Raw genomic sequence first — 21,874 nt, forward strand, 5'->3', positions numbered from 1 at the left:
TTGAGCATGGCTAAAACAGTTAAAATAACTCAGTTAAAAAGTTCTATCGGTCGTTTACCGAAGCATAGAGCTACATTAAAGGGTCTTGGTTTACGTCGTATCCGTCATACAGTAGAGTTAGAAGATACTCCCGCTGTACGTGGTATGATCAATCAAGTATCTTATATGATTAAGGTGGAGGATTAATAATGCATTTAAATACTTTATCTCCTGCACCAGGTGCTAAGAAAGCCAAGAAACGCTGTGGGCGTGGTATTGGTTCTGGCATAGGTAAAACAGGCGGTCGTGGTCACAAAGGTCAGAAATCTCGTTCTGGCGGTAGTGTACGTCCTGGTTTCGAAGGTGGTCAAATGCCATTGAAACAACGTTTACCTAAGTTTGGTTTCACGTCACGTAAATCTTTAGTTCGCGCTGAAGTACGTTTACATGAACTAAACAACATCACAGGTGATGTTGTCGATATCTTTGCCCTGAAAGATGCTAACCTAATCACACGTAACATTGTCGCGGTGAAAATCATGCTTTCTGGTGATATCACTCGTCCAATTACTGTACGTGGTTTAGGTGTTACTAAAGGCGCACGTGCAGCTATTGAAGCGGCAGGCGGAAAAATCGAGGAATAGTACAGGTTATGGCTACACCAGGAATTGATAATAAAGCAAAGGGCGGCTTGTCTGAGCTTAAACAAAGATTATGGTTTGTATTCGGTGCACTTATTGTGCTTCGTTTGGGAACATTTGTGCCAATCCCTGGTATTGACGCCGCTGTATTAGCTCAGTTGTTTGATCAACAAAAGGGCACCATTGTAGAGATGTTTAACATGTTCTCTGGTGGTGCACTTGAGCGAGCCTCTGTATTGGCACTGGGTATTATGCCGTACATCTCAGCTTCAATCATTATGCAATTGCTTACGGTCATGCACCCGGCAATGGCAGAATTGAAAAAAGAAGGTGAAGCTGGACGACGTAAAATCAGTCAATACACCCGCTACGGCACTTTAGTTCTAGCGACTGTACAATCAATTGCAATAGCAAGAAGTTTACCGGGAATGATGCCAGGTCTAGTAATGGACGCAGGTTTCGGATTCTACTTTGCTGCGGTAGTAAGTTTGGTTACTGGTACCATGTTTCTAATGTGGTTAGGTGAACAAATTACTGAACGCGGTATTGGTAACGGTATTTCTGTCTTGATATTTGCAGGTATAGTTGCTGGTATGCCGTCAGCTGTTGCTCAAACAGCAGAGGCGGCGCGTCAAGGTGAATTGCACTTATTAGTATTATTGCTAATTGGCGTAATTATATTTGCTACTACTTTCTTTGTAGTATTTGTGGAACGTGGTCAACGACGTATTGTTGTTAACTATGCTAAACGTCAGCAAGGCCGTAAGGTTTTCGCTGCTCAAAGCACGCATTTACCGCTCAAAGTCAATATGGCAGGTGTTATTCCACCAATTTTCGCTTCAAGTATTATCTTGTTTCCAGGCACGCTTGCGAGCTGGTTTGGCCAAGGTGAAGGTATGGTTGCTGATTTCCTACAAGAAGTATCAATTGCTATTTCTCCAGGACAGCCGTTGTATGTCATGTTACTTGCCGCTGCGATAATATTTTTCTGTTTCTTTTACACGGCGCTTGTTTTCAATCCGCGTGAAACGGCAGATAACCTGAAAAAATCCGGTGCGTTTATTCCTGGGATCCGTCCTGGTGAGCAAACGTCAAAATATATCGATAAAGTTATGACTCGCTTAACCTTAGCTGGTGCGATGTATATTACCTTTATCTGTTTGGTACCTCAGTTTATTATCATGGCATGGGACGTCAATTTTTACTTTGGCGGCACATCACTACTTATTATTGTAGTTGTGATAATGGATTTTATGGCACAAGTACAGACCCATTTGATGTCACATCAATATGATAATGTACTTAAGAAAGCAAACCTTAAGGGCTACGGTCGTTAGACTGAGTCGTTAGGTAACGGAGTATATAGAATGAAAGTACGTGCATCCGTAAAAAAGATTTGTCGTAACTGTAAAATTGTTAAACGTGCTGGTGTTATTCGTGTAATTTGCGAAGAGCCAAAACATAAACAACGTCAAGGCTAAATCTTTAAGCAGTAGCATTATGCAGATAAGTCTGTATAATGCCGCTTCGATTTACAAAGAAATGCGGCTGGTTGAGTATCCTAACGGGCTTTTCAACTGGTAAATTTTAATTTAAAAATAGGAGATGTGTTTAGTGGCCCGTATCGCTGGCATTAACATCCCTGATCGTAAGCATGCAGTAATCGCCATTACTGCGATCTTCGGTATCGGAGCAACACGTGCGAAAGCAATTTGTGTTGCAACTGGTATTGCAGAGTCAACTAAGATCAGTGAATTGGACGAAGCTCAAATTGATTTGCTTCGTACAGAAGTGGATAAATACACCGTAGAAGGTGATTTACGCCGTGAAGTTTCAATGAACATTAAACGTCTTATGGATTTAGGTTGTTACCGTGGTATTCGCCACCGTCGCAGTCTTCCTCTACGTGGTCAACGCACTAAAACTAATGCGCGCACCCGTAAAGGTCCTCGTAAGCCAATTAAGAAGTAAGAGGAACTAGATAATGGCTAAAACACCTGTACGTACGCGTAAACGCGTTAAAAAACAAGTTGCTGATGGCATGGCTCATATCCATGCATCTTTCAACAACACAATCGTAACTCTTACAGATCGTCAAGGTAACGCCTTATCATGGGCGACTGCTGGTGGTTCAGGTTTTCGTGGTTCACGTAAATCTACTCCATTTGCTGCGCAAGTAGCTGCAGATCGTGCTGGTAAAGCTGCACAAGAGTTTGGCTTGAAGAATATTGAAGTGTTCGTTAAAGGTCCGGGTCCAGGTCGTGAATCTGCTATCCGTGCTCTAAATGCTGCTGGTTTTAAAATCACCAACATTACAGACGTAACACCGATTCCTCATAATGGTTGTCGTCCTCCTAAGAAACGTCGCGTTTAATCGTACTTTTTTTAGGATTGTTGGAGAAAGAAAATGGCTAGATATTTAGGTCCTAAGTTAAAGCTTAGTCGCCGCGAAGGTACAGATTTGTTCCTTAAAAGCGGTGTTAGAGCAATTGACACTAAATGTAAAATCGAAACAATACCAGGTCAACATGGCGCCCGTCGCGGTCGTTTATCTGATTACGGTATTCAGCTTCGTGAAAAACAAAAAGTTCGTCGTATTTATGGCGTACTAGAAAAACAATTCCGCAACTACTATAAAGAAGCGGCTCGTCTAAAAGGCAATACAGGTGAGAACTTGTTGCAACTTTTAGAGAAACGTCTTGATAACGTAGTATACCGTATGGGCTATGCCAGCACTCGTGCTGAAGCTCGTCAACTTGTTAGCCATAAAGCTATCGTAGTTAACGGTGTTGTTGTTAATATTCCATCTTTCACTGTTAAAGCTGAAGATGCAGTTTCTGTACGTGAAAAGTCTAAAACTCAAGCGCGTATCATCGCTGCTTTAGAATTAGCTGAACAACGTGAGAAGCCAGTTTGGATTGAAGTAGATAACAAGAAACTTGAAGGCGTTTTCAAACGTGTTCCTGATCGTTCTGACTTGTCTGCCGAAATTAATGAACAGTTGATTGTTGAACTTTACTCTAAGTAAAGTTGCACTTTAAGAGAGGACATAATGCAGGGTTCTGTAACCGAATTCCTTAGACCACGATTGGTTGGTATCGAAACTATTAGCCCTACTCGTGCTAAAGTAACTTTAGAGCCATTAGAACGTGGTTTTGGTCACACTTTAGGTAATGCGTTACGCCGCATTCTTTTATCTTCAATGCCAGGTTGTGCTGTAACTGAAGTTGAAATTGACGGTGTACTTCATGAGTACAGTAGTAAAGAAGGTGTGCAAGAAGACATCATCGAAATACTGTTAAACCTTAAAGGATTAGCTATAAGTTTAGAAGGTAAAAATGAAGCTGTTCTTACCTTAACTAAATCTGGTGAAGGCCCTGTAACGGCAGCCGATATCCAACATGATGGTGATGTAGAAATTGCAAATCCAACTCATGTAATCTGTCATTTGACAGGTGATGGCTCTATCAGTATGCGTATAAAGGTTGAAATGGGACGTGGTTATGTTCCTGCTTCAACTCGACGTGATGCCGAGGAAGAAGATCGTGCAATTGGACGTTTGTTAGTTGATGCTTCATTCAGTCCTGTTGTAAGAATTGCCTATGACGTTGATTCTGCACGTGTTGAACAACGTACAGATTTGGACAAATTAGTCTTAGACATGGAAACTAACGGTACGTTAGACCCTGAAGAAGCAATTCGTCGCGCTTCAACTATTCTAGCTGAACAGCTAGATGCGTTTGTAGAGCTTCGTGATGTAACTGAAGTAGAGCCAAAAGAGGAAAAACCACTGTTTGATCCTATTTTGCTTCGTCCTGTTGATGACCTTGAACTTACTGTTCGTTCAGCAAACTGCTTAAAAGCAGAAGCAATTCAATATATTGGCGACTTAGTACAGCGTGCTGAGGTTGAACTTCTTAAAACACCTAATTTAGGTAAGAAGTCTTTAACCGAAATCAAAGACGTTTTGGCGTCTCGTGGTTTGTCTCTGGGCATGCGCCTAGAAAACTGGCCACCAGAAAGCATAGCTGATAACGACTAAGTCGATCATCGTTTTTTAATAGTTGAGATAAGGATTAACTTATGCGCCATCGTAAAAGCGGTCGCCAGTTAAACCGTAATAGCAGTCATCGTAAAGCGATGTTCCGCAATATGGCAAGCTCTTTAGTGAAGCACGGTTTGATTAAAACGACTGTAGCTAAAGCTAAAGAACTACGTATGGTCGTAGAGCCATTGATTACATTGGCTAAGACCGACAGTGTTGCAAATCGCCGTTTAGCGTTTGCTCGTACACAAGATAAAGAAGTAGTAGGTATTTTATTCAACGAACTTGGTGCTCGTTACCAAGATCGTCCAGGTGGTTACACTCGCATTTTAAAATGTGGTTTCCGTACTGGTGATAAAGCCCCTATGGCTTATGTTGAACTTGTTGACCGCCCAGCAGTAGAAGATGCAGCTGAAGTAGTTGAAGAAGTCAGCGCAGAAGCATAATTTAGTACTTGTACTAAATTTATTCTGACGATATTAAAAGCGGAGCTTAGGCTCCGCTTTTTTGTGCGCTAAAATTACTTACCTTAAGATAAGAACATTAGCTAAAGCTTGACCCGCCTAGTAATACCTCGTATAACAATTGTCCATTAATAATAAGGTCAGCCATTATGTCGTCACGAAATCCTATCATCGCTGTTACCGGTTCTTCGGGTGCAGGCACTTCTACGACAACAGAATCGTTTGAGCATATTTTTCGTTCATTGGGCATTACATCAGCAAACGTTGAGGGAGATAGTTTCCATCGCTACTCGCGCCAAGAAATGGATTTAGAAAAGCGCAAAGCGAAAGAACAGCAACTTAAATTAAGTTACTTTGGCGCTGCGGCCAATGATTTTGACGCCTTAGAAAAATTATTTAAAGACTACTCAGAAACAGGTAAAGGCAAAATGCGCCGTTATCTGCATACATTCGATGAAGCTGTGCCTTATAACCAAATGCCGGGTACTTTTACACCGTGGGAAGCTCTGGGCGAGGGTACGGATCTACTTTACTACGAGGGGTTACATGGCGGAGTTGTTACCGAAAATAATGACGTAGCCAAGCATGTTGATCTACTCATAGGTATGGTGCCGATTGTAAACTTAGAATGGATACAAAAGATAATACGTGACACCGACAAGCGCGGTCATAGCCGTGAGGCTGTAACGCAAAGCATTGTTAGAAGTATGGAAGATTACATTTCATTTATCACACCCCAGTTTTCGCGTACCCATATTAACTTTCAAAGAGTACCCACTGTTGATACCTCAAACCCTTTTAGTGCTAAAGCGATTCCAACGTTAGATGAGAGTTTTGTGGTGATTCGTTGCCGTGAATCAAGTCAACTTGATTTTCCCTATTACCTCAGCATGATCGATGGATCATTTATGTCTCGAATGAACACCTTGGTTGTGCCTGGTGGAAAAATGGGTTTAGCGATGGAATTATTACTAACCCCGTTGATTAAAGACTTAATGCTTAAAAAGAGTGAAGCAAACAAACAACTTGATTGGATGAGTGACTTGTAACCCAAGGCTACACTTTTTAAGCCTGTAACAAATTGTTTGATTTAACCTTTACTGCTTCTGCCGTTCTGCTTCTTTTCTCGCTGTGAATCATTTCTTATTTTACAGGGAGGAAACGATGGGGAAACAATGAGTAGCGACTGAAAGGAGTTCAGGCCAAGCGATATTTATAACAAGTCGATTAATATCGGTTAGTATCTAAGCCTTGGTATCTTGATGCTGCCTATTTAATCTTTAATCAGCAAGCTGACTTTAGCATTCAATATAAAAAGCTTAAAGCGCTGCTAGGGTAAAAAGAAAGTTACCCTAGCAGTCACAATGATAGCAAATGCGTTACCGGCTTATAACCTCGAAGTCGTGAGTAATATTAACCGACTTATTAAGCATCAATGCTACCGAGCAATATTTATCGGCAGATAAACTGACCGCACGCTCAACATGCTTAGTACCCACATCGTCACCTTGAATAACGAAATGTAAGTGGATATCAGAAAATAATTTTGGCACAGAATCAACACGCTGAGCTGATATTTCAACTTTACAGCTAGTAATAGTTTGTCGTGCTTTTTCCAATATGCTCACCACATCAACGGAAGAACAAGCGCCTAGAGATATTAATACACTTTCTAATGGGCTTGGCGCAAGAGCACCTGCGTTCGCATCTAATACAATCGTGTGGCCACTTTCAGACGTGCCGATAAACATTTCTTCGCCGATCCATTTTACCTGTGCTTTCATTTATATCTTCCTGAGTGTTAAATTCAGCTGAATCTTAACTATTTATAATAACATTAGCTACTAACTCCAATGACATTTGTTGCTAAAATCATATCAATGGCGGCTAGGCAAATCTAAGTCTATTTATATTGTTATCAATGAAACTTTTGTTGATCGCAGGACAAATCAGGCAAATATTGGATCGCCTGTTAATTGTCAATAAAATGATGGAAAAATGTTTAGTTTCACTGTAAATTTATCGCCACAAATTTGTGGTTTTTTCTATTTCTAAATTAAAGGTGAAAAAGTTGTTCTTTAATAAATACTTTCGTTTACACACCCTAGCTATCGCTATAGGTACATCATTTTCTTGCTCATCATCTTTTGCGGCTGCTACAGCCTCTGTTGATGAAAGTTTAGAAACCATTGCAATACTTGGCTCTCGTGTTTCAAGTAGAACAGCAACTGAGTCAAGTTCCCCCATTGATATTATTTCCAGTGAGTCACTAACTAAAGGTGGTTTTAGCGAATTAGGTCAAAGTCTTCAGGCGATGGCTCCGTCATTTAACTTTAGTAGAACGCAAGTATCAGATGGCTCTGATTTATTTAGACCGGCAACGCTTCGAGGTCTACAACCTGATCAGACCTTAGTGCTAGTCAACGGCAAGCGACGTCATAATCAAGCCATTTTTGGTTTAAATGGTACCGTTGGTGCCGGTGCTGCCGGTACTGATATGAATGCAATCCCCATGACCGCGTTAAAAAATGTGCAAATACTTCGCGATGGCGCCGCTGCTCAGTACGGCTCTGATGCCATAGCGGGTGTGATAAACCTTGAGCTTAAAGACAGCACAAATGTGACATCGGGCTTTATCCAAACAGGTGCTACAGGAGAGGGCGACGGTGATGTTTTAGTTGCAGGCTTAAATACGGGTTTTGATTTAGGCAACGAGGGCGGATTTATTAATTTAACCGCTGAATATAGAGATTACGACGGCACTAATCGCGCGCAAAAAGATACCGGCGGCAGTTCAACCACGCCACCAGGTACTTTATCTGAAAAGGTACGATGGGGCCAAGGTAATGCTGAATCAAGCTTTAAGTCATTTTTCTATAACGCCATGCTACCATTAGAAAATATGGAGCTTTATGCTTTTGGCGGATACTCAAATAGAACCGCTTTAGGTAATGGCTTTTACCGTAGCTTTAATGAAGCCGAAAAGAATGTACCCCAAATCTATCCAGATGGCTTTTTACCTAGAATTGATAATGAAGCACAAGATATATCAACAGCATTGGGTCTAAGGGGTGAGCTAAGTGATGATTGGAGTTTTGATGTTTCCGCTACCTATGGCGAAAATGAATATGACTTTTATTCAAACAATACCATCAACGCTTCTTATGCTGCAGAATATCTAGCACTGAACCCTACCGCAAGCGATCAAGACATTGCTAATAATGCCGGACCAACATCAGGTTACTCTGGTGGCTTTAGGTATGATCAATTAACCTTTAACGCTGATATTTCAGGGCTTATTGAAATGAATAATGGCGAAACGCTGTTTGTTGCTTTTGGTGCTGAATATCGCCAGGAAAATTATGAAATTGTTGCCGGTGAAGTAGCCTCTTATGCTTGTGGTGCAAATAATAGTTCAACCTCTTCTGCGTCTGTGATCGACAGTAATGTTTTCGCGGGTTGTGGTTTTCAAGCTTATCCAGGCTTAAGACCAGATGCAGCAAATGATGCAGACCGTCACAGCTATGCCTTATATCTTGATCTTGAACAGCAAATAACAGAGCAATGGAACTTAGGCGCAGCATTGCGTTATGAAGATTCCTCTGAAGCTGGCAGCAAGCTCATCGGTAAGTTATCAACGCGTTATGAACTTACAGATAGTTTAGCCGTTAGGGGAGCAGTATCAACAGGTTTTAGAGCACCATCTCTTCAGCAAAGTGCATATACTGCCTATACCACTAATTTAGGTGCAGGTGGCGTGTTATTGTCATCATTCACCGCAACAGCGGGTTCAGCATTTCCCTCAGCATTAGGTGTAGACAGTTTACAGCTTGAAACATCTAAAAATTTAAGCCTAGGTATAGTTTATGATGTTAACAGTGCACTGTCGGTATCTTTAGATGCCTATCGAGTAAAGATTGATGACCGCATTACCTTAGGCAGTTTGTTAAATGCGGATAACGTGTCATTTAACACTGAAGCAGTGACGGCGCTAAACGCTACAGGGGCAGTACAAGGTAATTACTTCTCAAATGCAGTGAACTCAACTACCCAAGGGCTTGACCTTGTTATTACTTATCAGACAGAGCTATTAGCAGGTAATTTAGACGTAACGCTCGCGGGTAATTTAAATGAGACTACAATTGATAGTGTAAACTCGCCAGAAGGTATTCCAGAAACTGTCGCGTTAGACGATTTACAACGTAGCTTCTTAACGGATGGACAACCGAAACAACGTGCTACTTTGACCTTTGACTATAGTAACCAAGCATGGAGTGGCGTTATTCGAGCCAATTACTATGGTGAAACTGACATTATGTATTTTGGTAATGATCATATCGGACTACCGGGATTTTTATCACCAACAGGCAGTTTTAAACCGACCAGTGTCGTAGAATCAGCAGTATTAATTGACGTTAATTTAGCGTATCAGCTTAGCGATACTTTGCAATTATCTGCCGGTATAAATAACGTATTTGATAAGACACCCGACGAGCTTGGTGAAGATGAAGTGTTAAACTTCATTACTAATGGCGCCTTTAAATACCCAGTCAGAGCACTACCTTATGGCTTCGATGGCATGAGCTATTACGCTCGAGTAAACTTTAGTTTCTAGTGCCTAGTTTCTAGTGCCTAGTTTCTAGTCTCTAGTTTAGAAGATTACATTAAATTTTATTATCATTAGAGCACTACACAGTAGTGCTCTTTTTATTTAATAACAGCCATAATCTGAGGTTTGAATGAGCGCTTGGTAAGTAACTGAAATTAATCTAGGCATCTCTTGAGAAAGTGGCCCACCCGACAGGAATCGAACCTGTGACCACACGCTTCGGAGGCGTGTACTCTATCCAGCTGAGCTACGGGTGGTTTTTGACTTGTGTTACATAGATATAACAAACAATAAATTATCATTTAATAAAAATAAAATCATCTAATGATCAAATTGATTGTTAACGCTTTATTAATCAACTTCCCTTTTAGAGACAGTGCTATATCTAGCTAAAGCATAGGAGCATATTGAAAAGATTTAAGCGCGGCAAATACTATAGATTATCGTCGTTTATGTCTAGAAGATTGCGAAATTTATTATCTAAAAGCTTCACTTGTGAGTCATTTTTGTAAATTAGCTTTAAATGCGCTATTAATCTGGCTGCATAACAAGGTGTTTGCGCGGTTTGCACTATGCGAAAAACAGGCTATTACATTAACATAAGATTAATATATTGTTAATGTGATGGGGGAAAAGATGTACTTTCGTCATGAAGATGTCTAAAGTAAAGGCCATAATATCTTTTATCTCAAGACGCTATAAGTAAACACTTGGCTATGAAACGATTCTTAATTGTATTTACCTTATCACTTATTTCAATAGCGAAACCGTTATTGGCTCAGTCATATGATACAGAGGTTATCAGCGCTGAACTTTACCATGACACCATTGAACGTAGTGGCAAGCTTGATTACAAGAGAACATTGAGCCTGTCATTTAAAACTAGTGGCTACTTAACGTTACTCAGTATTGACGAGGGCGAGCAATTTAAGAAAGGGCAATTGTTGGCGTCGCTTGATATTACTGAGTTAACAGAACAGAAAAATTCCAACTATGCTCAAATGACACAAGCAAAGCGTGAAGTGAAACGCATTAGTGGTTTAATGGATAATCAACTGGCTTCTGAGCGCGATATGGACGCCGCTATCACTCGAGTAGAAATTACTCAGGCGGCTTATCAAGTAGCTTATTATAATTTAGTCAAGGCCAAAATATACGCGCCGTTTTCAGGTGTTGTTTTAGCCCGCGATACAGAGCTTGGTGAGTTTCAAAGCCCAGGCCATCAAGCACTGAAAGTTGCCAAGCTAGACTGGGTGATAAAAGTGGCACTAACGGGCCAAGAAATTAGTCAAGTTCGATTAGGTCAAAAAGCCAGCGTCGCTTTAAGTCAAACCGGTATTGTTGAAGGCATTATTAGTAAAATCCCTGCCATGGCCAATGAAAGCAGCCACTTATTCATTATTGAGGTTTTGTTACCGAAAATAAAAATAACCTCAGGTATGATCGCGGGACAACTTGCCAAAGTTAGCATCGCTTTTGAAAGTGACGTGTTTGTTTATCAGCTGCCAATCGCAGCACTTGTTGCTGTTGATGACGAAGATAAAGCCATTGTTATTGTGCAGTCATCAGATAATTCAGTTTTTAAAGAGCAGAGTTTCCAAGTTTTCCAGATAGACAATGATTATGTCTACTTAAAAGCAGTGCGTAATAGCCAACCTTTAAAAATAGTTACTAAAGGTTGGCAAAATATCGTCGTGGCTGGAAATTAGTTATTATGCAGCTCCCTCGCATTGCCATAAAAAATGCTCAGTTTACCTTCACTATTGTTGTACTGATGGTACTTGTTGGCATTGTTTCCTATTTTCATATGCCTCGTTCTGAAGACCCTCAATTTGATATTCCAATTACCTTGCTGGAAATTATCTACCCAGGCGCGTCACCTACTGATATTGAAACCTTAGTGGTGGACCCGCTTGAAGAAGAGCTTTCTGATATTGAAGGCATTAAAAAAATTGAGTCACAAATTAAAAATGGTGGCGCCCGCATCAAGTTAACTTTTTTATATGGTAGCGATCCAAATACCGCTTATAACGAAGTTAAACAAGCGGTATCAACGGTCAAGCCAAGCTTACCTCAAGGTGTACAAGATCTCTTAGTGTTAAAAGCAACACCCACTAGTGTGGCTATTATTCAGTTGGCGCTTTGGAGTGAATCCACTGACTATAAAAGTATGGAATTTCACGCAAAACAGCTTGAAAAACGTTTGGAAGCTATTGAAGCGGTAAAAAAAGCCGATATATGGGGTTATCCCACACAAGTTGTGGCCGTAGATTTAAACCTTGCGATGTTAAAACACTACGGCATTAGTATGCTCACCATTAATAGTTTGCTACAAAAACGGGCTATTAACATCACACCCGGTTTTATTGACGCTAATACACGGCGATTTAACGTTAAAACCAGTGGTAACTTTCAACATATTGACGAGCTTAACAACACAGTGGTATTTTCGAATGACACGGGCGTTATTCGTTTGAAAGATGTTGCTAGTGTCGGTTTTTCTAGTAGAGAGCCTAGCTATTTGGCTTACTACGATACCAAGCCTGTGATATTTTTGACGGTAGAGCAAAGATCAAATACCAATATATTTGCGCTCACTGAAGCCATTGATGAAGAAATATTGGCGTTTAAACAAACCCTGCCTGACACCATTAAAACAGCCATGCTGTTTAAACAATCTGACGGTGTAGAAAATCGCATTAACGGCTTTTTTGATAACTTATGGCAAGGTTTAGTACTTGTCGGGCTAATGTCATTAATATTTTTAGGGGTACGCGAAGCTATTGTGGTCATTATTGCCATCCCATTGTCTTTTTTAATTGCTATTGGTTGGCTCGATTTTACCGGTTTTGGCCTGCAACAAATGTCTATCGTGGGGTTAATTATTGCCTTAGGTTTGTTAGTTGATAATGCCATTGTCGTCACAGAGAGTATTCACCGGGAAAAGAAAAATGCACCAACGTTGGCGCAAGCCTCGGCATTAGGCACCAGTAAAGTCGGTTGGGCCATTACAAGTGGCACAGTAACGACCATGTTGGCTTTTTTACCCATGCTTATGCTGGCGAGCGACACAGGTGATTTTGTGCGTTCGATGCCAGTGACTGTGATATTGGTACTGTTGGCATCTTTGCTGATTGCCTTAACACTTACCCCCTTACTGGCCAGTAAGTTTTTTAGTCAAAAACCCAGTAAAGTTAAAGCGCTACAACATTATGCCAACCTATTTGCTGAGCGCTATTATGTTGGGTGGTTAGGTCGTTTAATGAATATAAAAATTATCATGTTAGTGCTCGCCTTCGTCGCCTTATTTGCTATGGCATCTCTCTTTGGACAAGTAGGTGTGAGCTTATTTCCTAAAGCTGAGAAAGCAATGTTGTTAATTGACGTTGAAACACCGGCTAACTCATCATTAGATTATACCAATGATGTTATGCACTCGATGACAGCGTTTATTAAAACTCAACCCTATGTTGATAAAGTTGCCCTTAATGTTGGTAGCTCTAATCCCCGTATTTATTACAACGAAATTCCTAAACGTGGCGTAGCAAGTTATGGTCAAGTGCTACTGGTATTGCAGCCATATGATGAAACAGCAGTAAATACTTTAGTCAAAGCATTACGAGCAGAATTTTCACAATGGCATCAAGCAAAAATTACTGTGAAAGAATTTACTCAAGGCCCAGTGACTGATCAGCCGATTACCGTTAGATTGATCAGCGAATCCTTATCTGATCTTGAAGAGGTTGCCGGTGATTTACAGACCAAAATGGCTGCAATTGAAGGGGTGATTAATCTAGATAACCCTATTGGTATTGCCAATACTGAATTAGCTTTAGCGATAGATTATGATAAAGCGGCACTGTCAGGCATTGACATAAACCAGTTGGATAATAGTATTCAAACCGCGCTTTCGGGCACATTTATTGGACAATTTAATGATGTTAATGGTGAAAACTATCCTATTTTAGTACGTCGGCCTAAAAGTGGTTTAACTGGGCTTTCTGATATAACGATTGTTAATCAACAAGGTGAGAGTATTCCTTTAGGCCAGTTTGTTGAGATAAAATTGCAGAAAGGCCGGACAGATTTTTTTCATTATCAAAAGTTACGTATGGCACGTGTATCAGCTGATGCAGCTCAAGGTTATTCTGTGCAAGCCATCACCAGTGAAGTGGTTAACTACCTAGACAAGTATACATTGCCAGCAGGTATGTATTACCGCTTAGGCGGAGAAGAAGAGTCTCGACAAGAGTCTTTTTCCGGCCTGTCACAAATTATGTTAATAACCGCTATCGGTATTTTTGCTATTCTAGTGTTGCAGTTTAAATCATTTTCACAGCCACTGATCATTTTTACTTCAATACCTTTTGCTATGGCAGGCGCAGTATTTGGCTTATATTTAACTAACCTGTCATTTTCTATGATGGCTTTTATTGGCTTGATCAGCCTCTTTGGTATTGTGGTTAATAATGCCATTATATTAATCGACACAACCAACCGAAATTTATCAACAGGTTTAAATAAAAAACAAGCTATTTTATCTGCCAGTGCCACGCGTTTTACACCGATATTATTAACAACAATGACGACTATTGGCGGTTTATTACCCTTAACACTTTTTGGTGGCAGTTTGTGGCAACCCTTGGGTGTCGTTATTATTTCTGGCTTATGTGTCTCGGCTATTGCGAGTTTTATCATTGTGCCCATACTCACCGAGTTATTTACAAAAACAGACTCTTCAAGAAAGATCAAAGCATAATTTATGGACTTTATTGGTTTATTAGGCTTCTCTTTAGCCGTCGTGGTCTATGTATTACTCGCACTGCTGATTATTGCTGCCCGTAACCCCAGCTTAATTGCACAGGCGGTATTATTTTGTACCTTAGTCACGTTAAGCAGTAATCTAGTGGCTGCCCTGCAAATTAAATTAGGTTATAGCCTGCAATGGGCTATGTTAGCAGATGGCTTTAAAATAGCCTGTTGGTCGTTATTAATTATTTTATTTAATACTGAACATCGTGACTTTAAAGCACTGATGAGCAATTACACCGTTCGCCAATACCTTGGTGTTTGGCTACTGTTAATGTTGGGCTGTTGGCTAGCAAGTTACTGGTTAGATTACGCCTACAAATATATATTCTTGCTGTTTATCGTGCTTAATTTGTGGATATTGGTGTTGCTTGAACAGCTTTATCGCAATGCTAGCCGACAAGTGCGCTGGGCTATTTGGCCCTTGGTCGTCGCTCTTGCCAGTGTCGCTATATTTGACTTTGTGCTATATGCACAAGCCGCCATGGTTAATGGCATTGATTTTAACTTTTGGTTTAGCCGAGGTTTCTTAGCGCTATTTGTTGCACCACTTTTATTGATCAGCATTCGCCGTATTAACAATGGCGAAGTGCGTATTTTTGTCTCTCGTCACGTTGTTTTTTATAGCTCTATGTTGATGATAGCAGGCGCTTACTTACTGCTAATGTCATTTACTGGTTATGTTATAAATTACCTAGGCGGACAATGGGGTGATTTAGTTAGCATTGGCTTTTTAATGCTCAGTGGTATTGTCCTTGTTGCTTTGCTGATTACAGAGTCTTTGCGCCGTCGCGTTAAAGTTTTTATCGCCAAAAACTTTTTTGCCAATAAATATGAATATCGCGACGAGTGGTTAAATCTGATTGAAAAAATCGAAACGGCTAGCGGCGAAAGTCATTATCAAATGGCAACACACATTATGATGTCTAAAGTAGATGCTTCACGTGGGGCCATCATTAAAAAGTTTACCAACCAACAATATCAAATTCAATACAGCGATGGGCTTGAAATCAATGAAGAGATAGAAAAACAGCTTTTGGAGGTTGGGCTATTCTGCCACCAAAAAGGATGGATAGTTGACGTCAATGAATACGAAAACTCTCCTTTGCTTTATCCTGAGTTAACCTTAGATGTTGCGCTATGTCGGTCTAACAAGATTCAAATTATAGTGCCAATATTTATTGGCAAAGCATTTTATGGCTTATTTTTACTTGCTGATGAAAATGAACTCAAAGGATTAAATTGGGAGGACAGAGATTTATTATTTGCCATATCTAAACAACTTGGCAATTTTATTTCACTCTATGAAGCCACCGATAAACTCAGTGAATCAAAGCAATTTGATGCCTTTAATCGTATGTCAGCATTTTTGGTACATGATCTGAAAAATGTTCAGGCGCAATTAGCCTTAATTACGTCAAATGCCGAAAAGCATCGCAATAATCCTGAATTTATTGATGACGTTTTTGAAACGGTCGAGTCAGCAACACAAAGGCTAGAAAAAGTATTGTCTCAACTGCGAAAAAAACAGATTGAGCAGTCTTCTCATAGCCAGACAGCTTTAGCTATAATCGTTAAAAAAGTTGTTTCGCAATGTAATCAAAGCTTACCAAGGATTGAATTTGAGCAACAAGGTAGTTGTGTGACTTATATAGATAGTGAATCTTTTCAATCTGTTATGCATCATTTGATACAAAACGCACAAGAAGCAACAACAAAGGATGGTTGGATAAAAGTATCCCTTATTGAAAAAAAACGTACCATTAGAATTATCATTGCAGATAATGGCTGTGGCATGAGTGAAGAGTTTATTAAAAGTCGATTGTTTCGACCTTTTGACTCAACCAAAGGTAATGCTGGCATGGGCATCGGAGTATTCGAAGCAAAGCAGTTTTTTGAAAATATGGCAGGTATTATCAAAGTAGCAAGTACGCCTAAACAAGGAACAGTTTTTACTATCGATCTGCCATTAAAATTAGCGGGCGCAATAAGCGGTCAAGATTTACTATAAGGATCCAACTAGCATGGAAAAGTTGTTAATCGTAGACGATGATAAAGGCATCCAAAAGCAATTAAAATGGAGTTTATCTGATTACGATGTTGTACTCGCAGGCGATCGTGAAAGCGCGATTGCTGCGGTTCGCCGTCATGAACCTAAAGTTATCACCTTAGATTTGGGCTTACCACCCGATGCAGCTAACGCGTCAGAAGGTCTAGCTGCATTGCAAGAAATTTTGACTATTGCACCTCATAGTAAAGTTATTGTCATCACCGGCAATGATGATCGAACTCATGCGTTAGCAGCGATTTCTGCTGGCGCGTATGACTTTTATCAAAAGCCGATTGAAACTGACGTGATTAATGTCATTGTTTCTCGTGCATTTAGTTTGGCAGCCATTGAAGAAGAAAACCGGAAAATGCGTGCGGTTGCCGGCAGTGACATGGGTATTATTGGCAACAGTGAGAGTATTGAACGTTTGCGCATGATGGTAAAACGTATTGCTCCAACCAGCATAACGGCTTTACTGTTAGGCGAAAGTGGCACCGGTAAAGAGGTAGCGGCTAATGCTGTGCACTTAGCGAGTGATCGTAAAAAAAAGCCTTTTATTGCGATAAATTGTGCCTCTATTCCAGAGACTTTATTAGAAAGCGAATTATTTGGTTTTGAAAAAGGCGCTTTTACTGGCGCGCATCGGACCACCAAAGGAAAAATTGAATGTGCAGAAGGCGGGACATTATTTCTCGATGAAATTGGTGATATGCCCTATAGTTTACAAGCCAAATTGTTACGCTTTTTGCAGGAAAAAAATATAGAGCGTCTTGGCGGCCGACAAGAAATTTCAGTTGATGTCAGAGTTGTTTGCGCGACAAATCAAGATCTTGAACAGATGGTTGCTGATAAGACCTTTCGAGAAGATTTGTTTTATCGTGTGAGTGAAATTACTTTAAATATTCCGCCGTTACGTGATCGAGATGAAGACGTCATCATCCTTGCACAGTACTTTCTTCAACATTATGCTATCGAATATAAGCGTAACGTTAAAAGTTTCTCTGAAGATGCATTAAGCGCGATTAAAGCGCACAAGTGGCCAGGTAATATCCGTGAGTTACAAAACAAGGTGAAAAGTTCGGTTATTATGACGACGGGCACACAGGTAACCGCAATGGACTTAGGTTTCTTTGATCATCAAGATAAAAGTTTTGCACTCTCACTTAATTTACGTGTAGTACGTGAGCAAGCTGAATCAATCGCCATTCAAAAAGCCTATACACTCTCTGACGGCAACATGTCCAAAGCAGCTGATTTGCTTGGTGTAACTCGGCCAACACTTTATTCATTAATAGAAAAGTATGGGTTAAAAGTTAATGGTTAAATGTCATTTAACTTGATGGACTAAAATTCAACCTACATTGACCCTAGGGGGGATAATCTCCCTTGGGCAATTTTTTTGTAGGACGGACTTCAGTCCGTCAATCGTTAAGCGGGCGATTAACGTGATAGGCCAAAAAAATTCACAGTGGCTACTACCTCATCGATTGGCATTTAGCTCAACCTAGGCAGGGCAATTTTTTGTAGGTCGGACTTCAGTCCGTCAATTGTTAAGCGGGCGATTAACGTGATAGGCCAAAAAAATTAGCAGTGGCTACTACCTCATCGATTGGGATTTAGCTCAACCTAGGCAGGGCAATTTTTTGTAGGTCGGACTTCAGTCCGTCAATCGTTAAGCGGGCGATTAACGTGATAGGCCAAAAAACATTCGCAGTGGTTACACTTCATCGATTGGCATTTAGCTCAACCTAGGCTTAATCTGCGCAGGCAAAGCTATAACCATAAGATGGGTTATTTTTGGGTGCTCTCGTCTGTATTGGTGTAAATACGGCTTTTATGTTTGAGTATTTTATCAACATAACGGGCCATTTTTATTTTTTGTTTTATATTACCTTCCAGTATTTCTTCAACTTCTCTTAATATCTCTTTAATGCTTTCCACTTTTTCTGAAGAATTTACCACAACTTGACTTGGCTCATTACTGGCCAGCTCTGCGGTATTTAGTGAGCCGGTAAGTTCAACTGTCATTTCTTGTGCAACTTCATTAATCGCATCAGTGTCTATACTTTTAAGTTCCTCCAAAAAACCAAATAAAAGTAACCGGTCAACAAAAATATTTATCTTTCGTGGCACACCGAGGGTTTTCTCATGAATGAGGTCAAATGCCGCATTGGAAAACAAATCATCTTTAATACAACCTGCCTGGTGCAACCGATGATTTATGTATTCTTTCACCTCTGCTTTTGATAAAGGTTTCAAATGTGCAGAAGCAATAATACGTTGGCGAAACTGCTCCATATTAGGCGCTTGTATAATGCCTTTTAGTTCTTCTTGGCCAAGTAAAAAACTCTGTATTAAAGGTTTATTATCCAGCTGGAAATTAGACAACATACGTAACTCTTCAACGGTTTCACTCGGTAAATTTTGCGCTTCATCAACAATTAATAAGGCTCTTTTTCCTTGCTGATGTAATCGAATTAGAAATTTTTCAATGCCTTGCAGTAAATCTGCTTTGCTATTACCAATAACAGAGATGTCAAATTCTGAAGCGACTAACTCAAGTAACTCCTGAGGGTTTAGTTTAGTGGTAACAAGCTGAGCTGCTACGATACTTTTATCACCTAAGTTATTTAATAAATTGCGGGCGATAGTAGTTTTTCCAGTACCTATTGGCCCAGTAACCACGATAAATCCTTCACCTTGATCTAAGCCATATTGAAGGTATGACAGGGCTCTTTGATGATGACTAGAAGCAAAAAAGAATCTCGGATCGGGACTTAATTGAAATGGTCTTTCTTTAAAACCATAATAACTTTCATACATACGACTAGAAGCCTTTGGTAATTTTGGCGCTAACGCGGCCTTCTTCATAATTGAGCGGAGCATTGCCAGAGCTTCTGTTTAGATAGCTCACAGCGACATTAAAAGACAATGCACTATTTAAGGATGTTTCGTAGTCTAGTTGGTAACGTCGATAACGATCGGTTCGCTCAAATTCGGTATCAAGTTGTAAACTAGTTTCAGTGTAAGATAAATTCAAACTAACGTTAGAACGGCCACTGACTTTTCGCTTTATGCTTAAACTTGCTGAGCTCAATTCGTCTTCAATACGGGTGTCGAGATTTTCGCGATTTCGCTGATCCGCATTAAAACTAATCGTTGTGCGCGGCAGTGTCAGTGAAGAGTTCCAGCTCAGTGTTTTATTAAGTGAAAAAACGTTATCTTCTACTAATGTAAAATCTTGAATTGCCAATATCACATAGTCCTGACCGTTAGGGTCATTAGGATTGTCAGGAATAATAGTGTCACCCTCACTGAGAATACACTCCTCTATCAGTAACGAATTATTATTAGGACATAAATAAAATCCGACTATGTTAGCCACAAAATTATTACGAGTTAAGGTCTGAATATCTTCAACATAACTAATGGTGTTGGTTAAACGCCTATTTCTATGTGTTAAATCAAGGCCATAACTATTACCATAAAAGCGTTCAGAAAAATTTGCGGATAGTTTGGTACGGGTTGATGGTTGCCATAGCACCGCAGCATCAACATAGGCTTTTTGTTCATCGCCATCAATATCGAGTTTTTTACCAATCGGCTTATTATAGGAAGTATCGAGACGCAGTCGGGGAGAAATTAACCAGCGTACACCTACACCATATGAATTTGATTCTATTGAACGATTTGAATTATTTAAATCACCACTATTGTCTTCATTATAGTAGCGAACAAAAGGATTGATTTTATAGTCAGTGATTAACCCTATTATGGCTTCGCTTTGGCTCTGTTTACCATTCCGGTTATTGTTGCTTAGCTTTTGATAATTATGCCCTAGTGACCAAAAGGTATGTCGAGCGCTTGTGCCGTTGGTACTGTTGATATTGGCAACTACACCTTGACGATTACCAATGTCATCTTCTGAATTGGTTTGACGATAGCCCAGAGTAGAATTCAAGATAAAATCACTATTATCAATATTATACTCAAGGCCACCATCATAGGTTTCTACTCGCACAGTATCGGCTGAGACGATATCTGCTAAGGCATTTCTACTGCGATTACGGGATTGGTTTGAAATGTTTGCAGCACCAAAAAGTACAAGGCCGTTAGGCCAAAGCTGCAACCGTAAATCACTCGCTATCGTGTGGTAGTCATTATCAAGTTTATGATTATGGCTATAAAGTGCATAACGACTTTGCGACGACAAAGTGAATTTTGCTTGTTGTGCGGTATAACTGGTTTTTATATTAACCCCAGCTTGGCTTACTAAGCTAGACTGTTCATTATTAAAAACTAAACTAACATTGTCAGTATAAGTTTCATCAAGATTAATGCTCGGGTCAAATTGCCAATCACCTGAAAAAGCAAAGTTAGAGTAAATCAATGCTAAAAAAACAGTCGAGAGTTTAGTTTTTTGTGCCATACCCATAGCCGTAGCCGTAGTAGCCATACAAATCCTTATGAGATCTTATTGCTTTATTAAGTACCAGCCCCAAAGCTAAATTTTCGTTGAGGTGTTCAGTTGCCGCCTGTATATCAACAATTGAGGTTTTTGACTCCTCAACAACAATGATTGCTTGCCCCATTAAATTTGCTAATACCAGTGTTTCTGTGACGCCAATTAATGGCGGGCAATCAAAAATAACGATACGATCGGGATAACGATTAGCCAACTCATTAGCCAATGTGGCCATTTTCTCACTGGCTAATAATTCGTTAGACAAATGATGTAGTTTTCCCGCCGGTATTAATTTCAATTTATTAATATCGGTATTGTAAATGATATCGCTTACCTGTTCTGTTTTACCCAGTAAATAATCAATCATACCAAGCTGTTCTTCGATACCTAATTCACGCATAACACTTGGCCGCAGAACATCTGCATCGACAAGCAATACCGTTTTATCTTGTTCAAGCGCTATACTTAACGCTAAGTTAATCGCAACAAAGGTTTTACCTTCGTTGGGTTTAGCACTACTGACCATAATTAAATTACTATGGTGTAGTGTTTTTGCCGCTTTACCAAAAGCATTGTTCAGCAGTATTCGCTTGATTTTACGGAATTCGTCTTTGATACTTTTTCGGGTACCGTTATCAATCAGATAACCGCGCTCTGCTAAAGCTATTTTATCCAGGGTTAATTCGTGCTTTGGACTTGCGTCAATAGGCTCGTTAATGCTCTCTTCTTCTAGCGGATATTGAGCCTCCTTAACGGAGGTTTCTAAACTTTTCTGTTGTTGTTTTGCTCGCGCTTTTTCGATAATACTCATA

19 protein-coding genes and 1 tRNA gene are annotated in these 21,874 nt (G+C 40.0%); 15 read left to right on the plus strand and 5 right to left on the minus strand.

Annotation, left to right across the window (positions count from 1 at the left end; translation table 11 throughout):
- The first annotated feature begins 6 nt into the window (after positions 1-6).
- The 10 genes from rpmD (at position 7) to H4J41_RS16685 (ending at position 6,178) form a co-directional block, all read left to right on the plus strand.
- Complete coding sequence (gene rpmD / locus H4J41_RS16640; protein WP_182137242.1) at positions 7-186, plus strand: 50S ribosomal protein L30; 180 nt, start codon at positions 7-9, stop codon at positions 184-186.
- A gap of 2 nt (positions 187-188) precedes the next feature.
- Positions 189-623, plus strand: coding sequence for a 50S ribosomal protein L15 (rplO, locus tag H4J41_RS16645; protein WP_182131650.1), 435 nt, complete (start codon positions 189-191; stop codon positions 621-623).
- An 8-nt stretch (positions 624-631) separates the two neighbouring features.
- Positions 632-1,957, plus strand: coding sequence for a preprotein translocase subunit SecY (gene secY, locus H4J41_RS16650; protein ID WP_182137243.1), 1,326 nt, complete (start codon positions 632-634; stop codon positions 1,955-1,957).
- 30 nt (positions 1,958-1,987) lie between these two features.
- Positions 1,988-2,101, plus strand: coding sequence for a 50S ribosomal protein L36 (gene rpmJ / locus H4J41_RS16655; protein WP_182137244.1), 114 nt, complete (start codon positions 1,988-1,990; stop codon positions 2,099-2,101).
- A gap of 133 nt (positions 2,102-2,234) precedes the next feature.
- Entirely contained in the window at positions 2,235-2,591 is a 357-nt protein-coding gene (gene rpsM / locus H4J41_RS16660; RefSeq protein WP_182137391.1) for a 30S ribosomal protein S13, read from the plus strand.
- A 13-nt stretch (positions 2,592-2,604) separates the two neighbouring features.
- Positions 2,605-2,994 (plus strand): 30S ribosomal protein S11, encoded by a 390-nt coding sequence (gene rpsK, locus H4J41_RS16665; RefSeq protein ID WP_076420861.1) that lies wholly within the window; start codon positions 2,605-2,607, stop codon positions 2,992-2,994.
- Positions 2,995-3,027: 33 nt separating this feature from the next.
- On the plus strand, positions 3,028-3,648 hold the full coding sequence (gene rpsD / locus H4J41_RS16670) for a 30S ribosomal protein S4 (RefSeq protein WP_146877767.1): 621 nt from the start codon (positions 3,028-3,030) through the stop codon (positions 3,646-3,648).
- A 24-nt stretch (positions 3,649-3,672) separates the two neighbouring features.
- Entirely contained in the window at positions 3,673-4,662 is a 990-nt protein-coding gene (locus tag H4J41_RS16675) for a DNA-directed RNA polymerase subunit alpha (RefSeq protein ID WP_146877766.1), read from the plus strand.
- A gap of 41 nt (positions 4,663-4,703) precedes the next feature.
- A complete protein-coding gene (rplQ, locus tag H4J41_RS16680) occupies positions 4,704-5,111 on the plus strand; it encodes a 50S ribosomal protein L17 (protein ID WP_182137245.1) in 408 nt (135 codons plus the stop codon).
- A gap of 167 nt (positions 5,112-5,278) precedes the next feature.
- Complete coding sequence (locus tag H4J41_RS16685; protein ID WP_182137246.1) at positions 5,279-6,178, plus strand: phosphoribulokinase; 900 nt, start codon at positions 5,279-5,281, stop codon at positions 6,176-6,178.
- Positions 6,179-6,508: 330 nt separating this feature from the next.
- Here H4J41_RS16685 and H4J41_RS16690 read toward each other — a convergent pair whose 3' ends face one another.
- Positions 6,509-6,913: an OsmC family protein gene (locus tag H4J41_RS16690; protein ID WP_182137247.1), complete on the minus strand. Its 405-nt coding sequence runs from the start codon at positions 6,911-6,913 to the stop codon at positions 6,509-6,511.
- A 287-nt stretch (positions 6,914-7,200) separates the two neighbouring features.
- Between H4J41_RS16690 and H4J41_RS16695 the strand changes: the two genes are divergently transcribed.
- Positions 7,201-9,744 carry a TonB-dependent receptor domain-containing protein gene (locus H4J41_RS16695; protein WP_182137248.1) on the plus strand — a complete coding sequence of 848 codons (2,544 nt, stop codon included), beginning with the start codon at positions 7,201-7,203 and terminating at the stop codon, positions 9,742-9,744.
- A gap of 174 nt (positions 9,745-9,918) precedes the next feature.
- Here the strand turns inward: H4J41_RS16695 and H4J41_RS16700 are convergent.
- Positions 9,919-9,995, minus strand: a tRNA-Arg gene (locus H4J41_RS16700).
- A gap of 459 nt (positions 9,996-10,454) precedes the next feature.
- Between H4J41_RS16700 and H4J41_RS16705 the strand changes: the two genes are divergently transcribed.
- The 4 genes from H4J41_RS16705 to prsR are packed head-to-tail and all read left to right on the plus strand — an operon-like array spanning position 10,455 to position 17,921.
- Complete coding sequence (locus tag H4J41_RS16705; RefSeq protein WP_182137249.1) at positions 10,455-11,447, plus strand: efflux RND transporter periplasmic adaptor subunit; 993 nt, start codon at positions 10,455-10,457, stop codon at positions 11,445-11,447.
- Between the two features lie 5 nt (positions 11,448-11,452).
- Entirely contained in the window at positions 11,453-14,497 is a 3,045-nt protein-coding gene (locus H4J41_RS16710; RefSeq protein WP_182137250.1) for an efflux RND transporter permease subunit, read from the plus strand.
- A 3-nt stretch (positions 14,498-14,500) separates the two neighbouring features.
- Positions 14,501-16,558, plus strand: coding sequence for an XrtA/PEP-CTERM system histidine kinase PrsK (gene prsK / locus H4J41_RS16715; protein WP_182137251.1), 2,058 nt, complete (start codon positions 14,501-14,503; stop codon positions 16,556-16,558).
- Positions 16,559-16,571: 13 nt separating this feature from the next.
- The gene (prsR, locus tag H4J41_RS16720; protein WP_182137252.1) at positions 16,572-17,921 is read left to right on the plus strand and encodes a PEP-CTERM-box response regulator transcription factor; all 1,350 of its coding nucleotides are present in this window, start codon (positions 16,572-16,574) and stop codon (positions 17,919-17,921) included.
- Positions 17,922-18,388: 467 nt separating this feature from the next.
- On the opposite strand, the gene H4J41_RS16725 is transcribed toward prsR, so the two are convergent.
- The 3 genes from H4J41_RS16725 to H4J41_RS16735 are packed head-to-tail and all read right to left on the minus strand — an operon-like array spanning position 18,389 to position 21,873.
- The gene (locus H4J41_RS16725; protein ID WP_182137392.1) at positions 18,389-19,420 is read right to left on the minus strand and encodes an XrtA/PEP-CTERM system-associated ATPase; all 1,032 of its coding nucleotides are present in this window, start codon (positions 19,418-19,420) and stop codon (positions 18,389-18,391) included.
- Positions 19,421-19,424: 4 nt separating this feature from the next.
- Positions 19,425-21,053: a TIGR03016 family PEP-CTERM system-associated outer membrane protein gene (locus H4J41_RS16730; RefSeq protein WP_182137253.1), complete on the minus strand. Its 1,629-nt coding sequence runs from the start codon at positions 21,051-21,053 to the stop codon at positions 19,425-19,427.
- The gene (locus H4J41_RS16735; RefSeq protein ID WP_182137254.1) at positions 21,010-21,873 is read right to left on the minus strand and encodes an XrtA-associated tyrosine autokinase; all 864 of its coding nucleotides are present in this window, start codon (positions 21,871-21,873) and stop codon (positions 21,010-21,012) included. Before H4J41_RS16735 ends, H4J41_RS16730 begins: the two co-directional genes overlap by 44 nt.
- Position 21,874: the final 1 nt, after the last annotated feature.

It is taken from the genome of Colwellia sp. MB3u-45, from assembly GCF_014077005.1.
Classification (GTDB): Bacteria; Pseudomonadota; Gammaproteobacteria; order Enterobacterales; family Alteromonadaceae; genus Cognaticolwellia.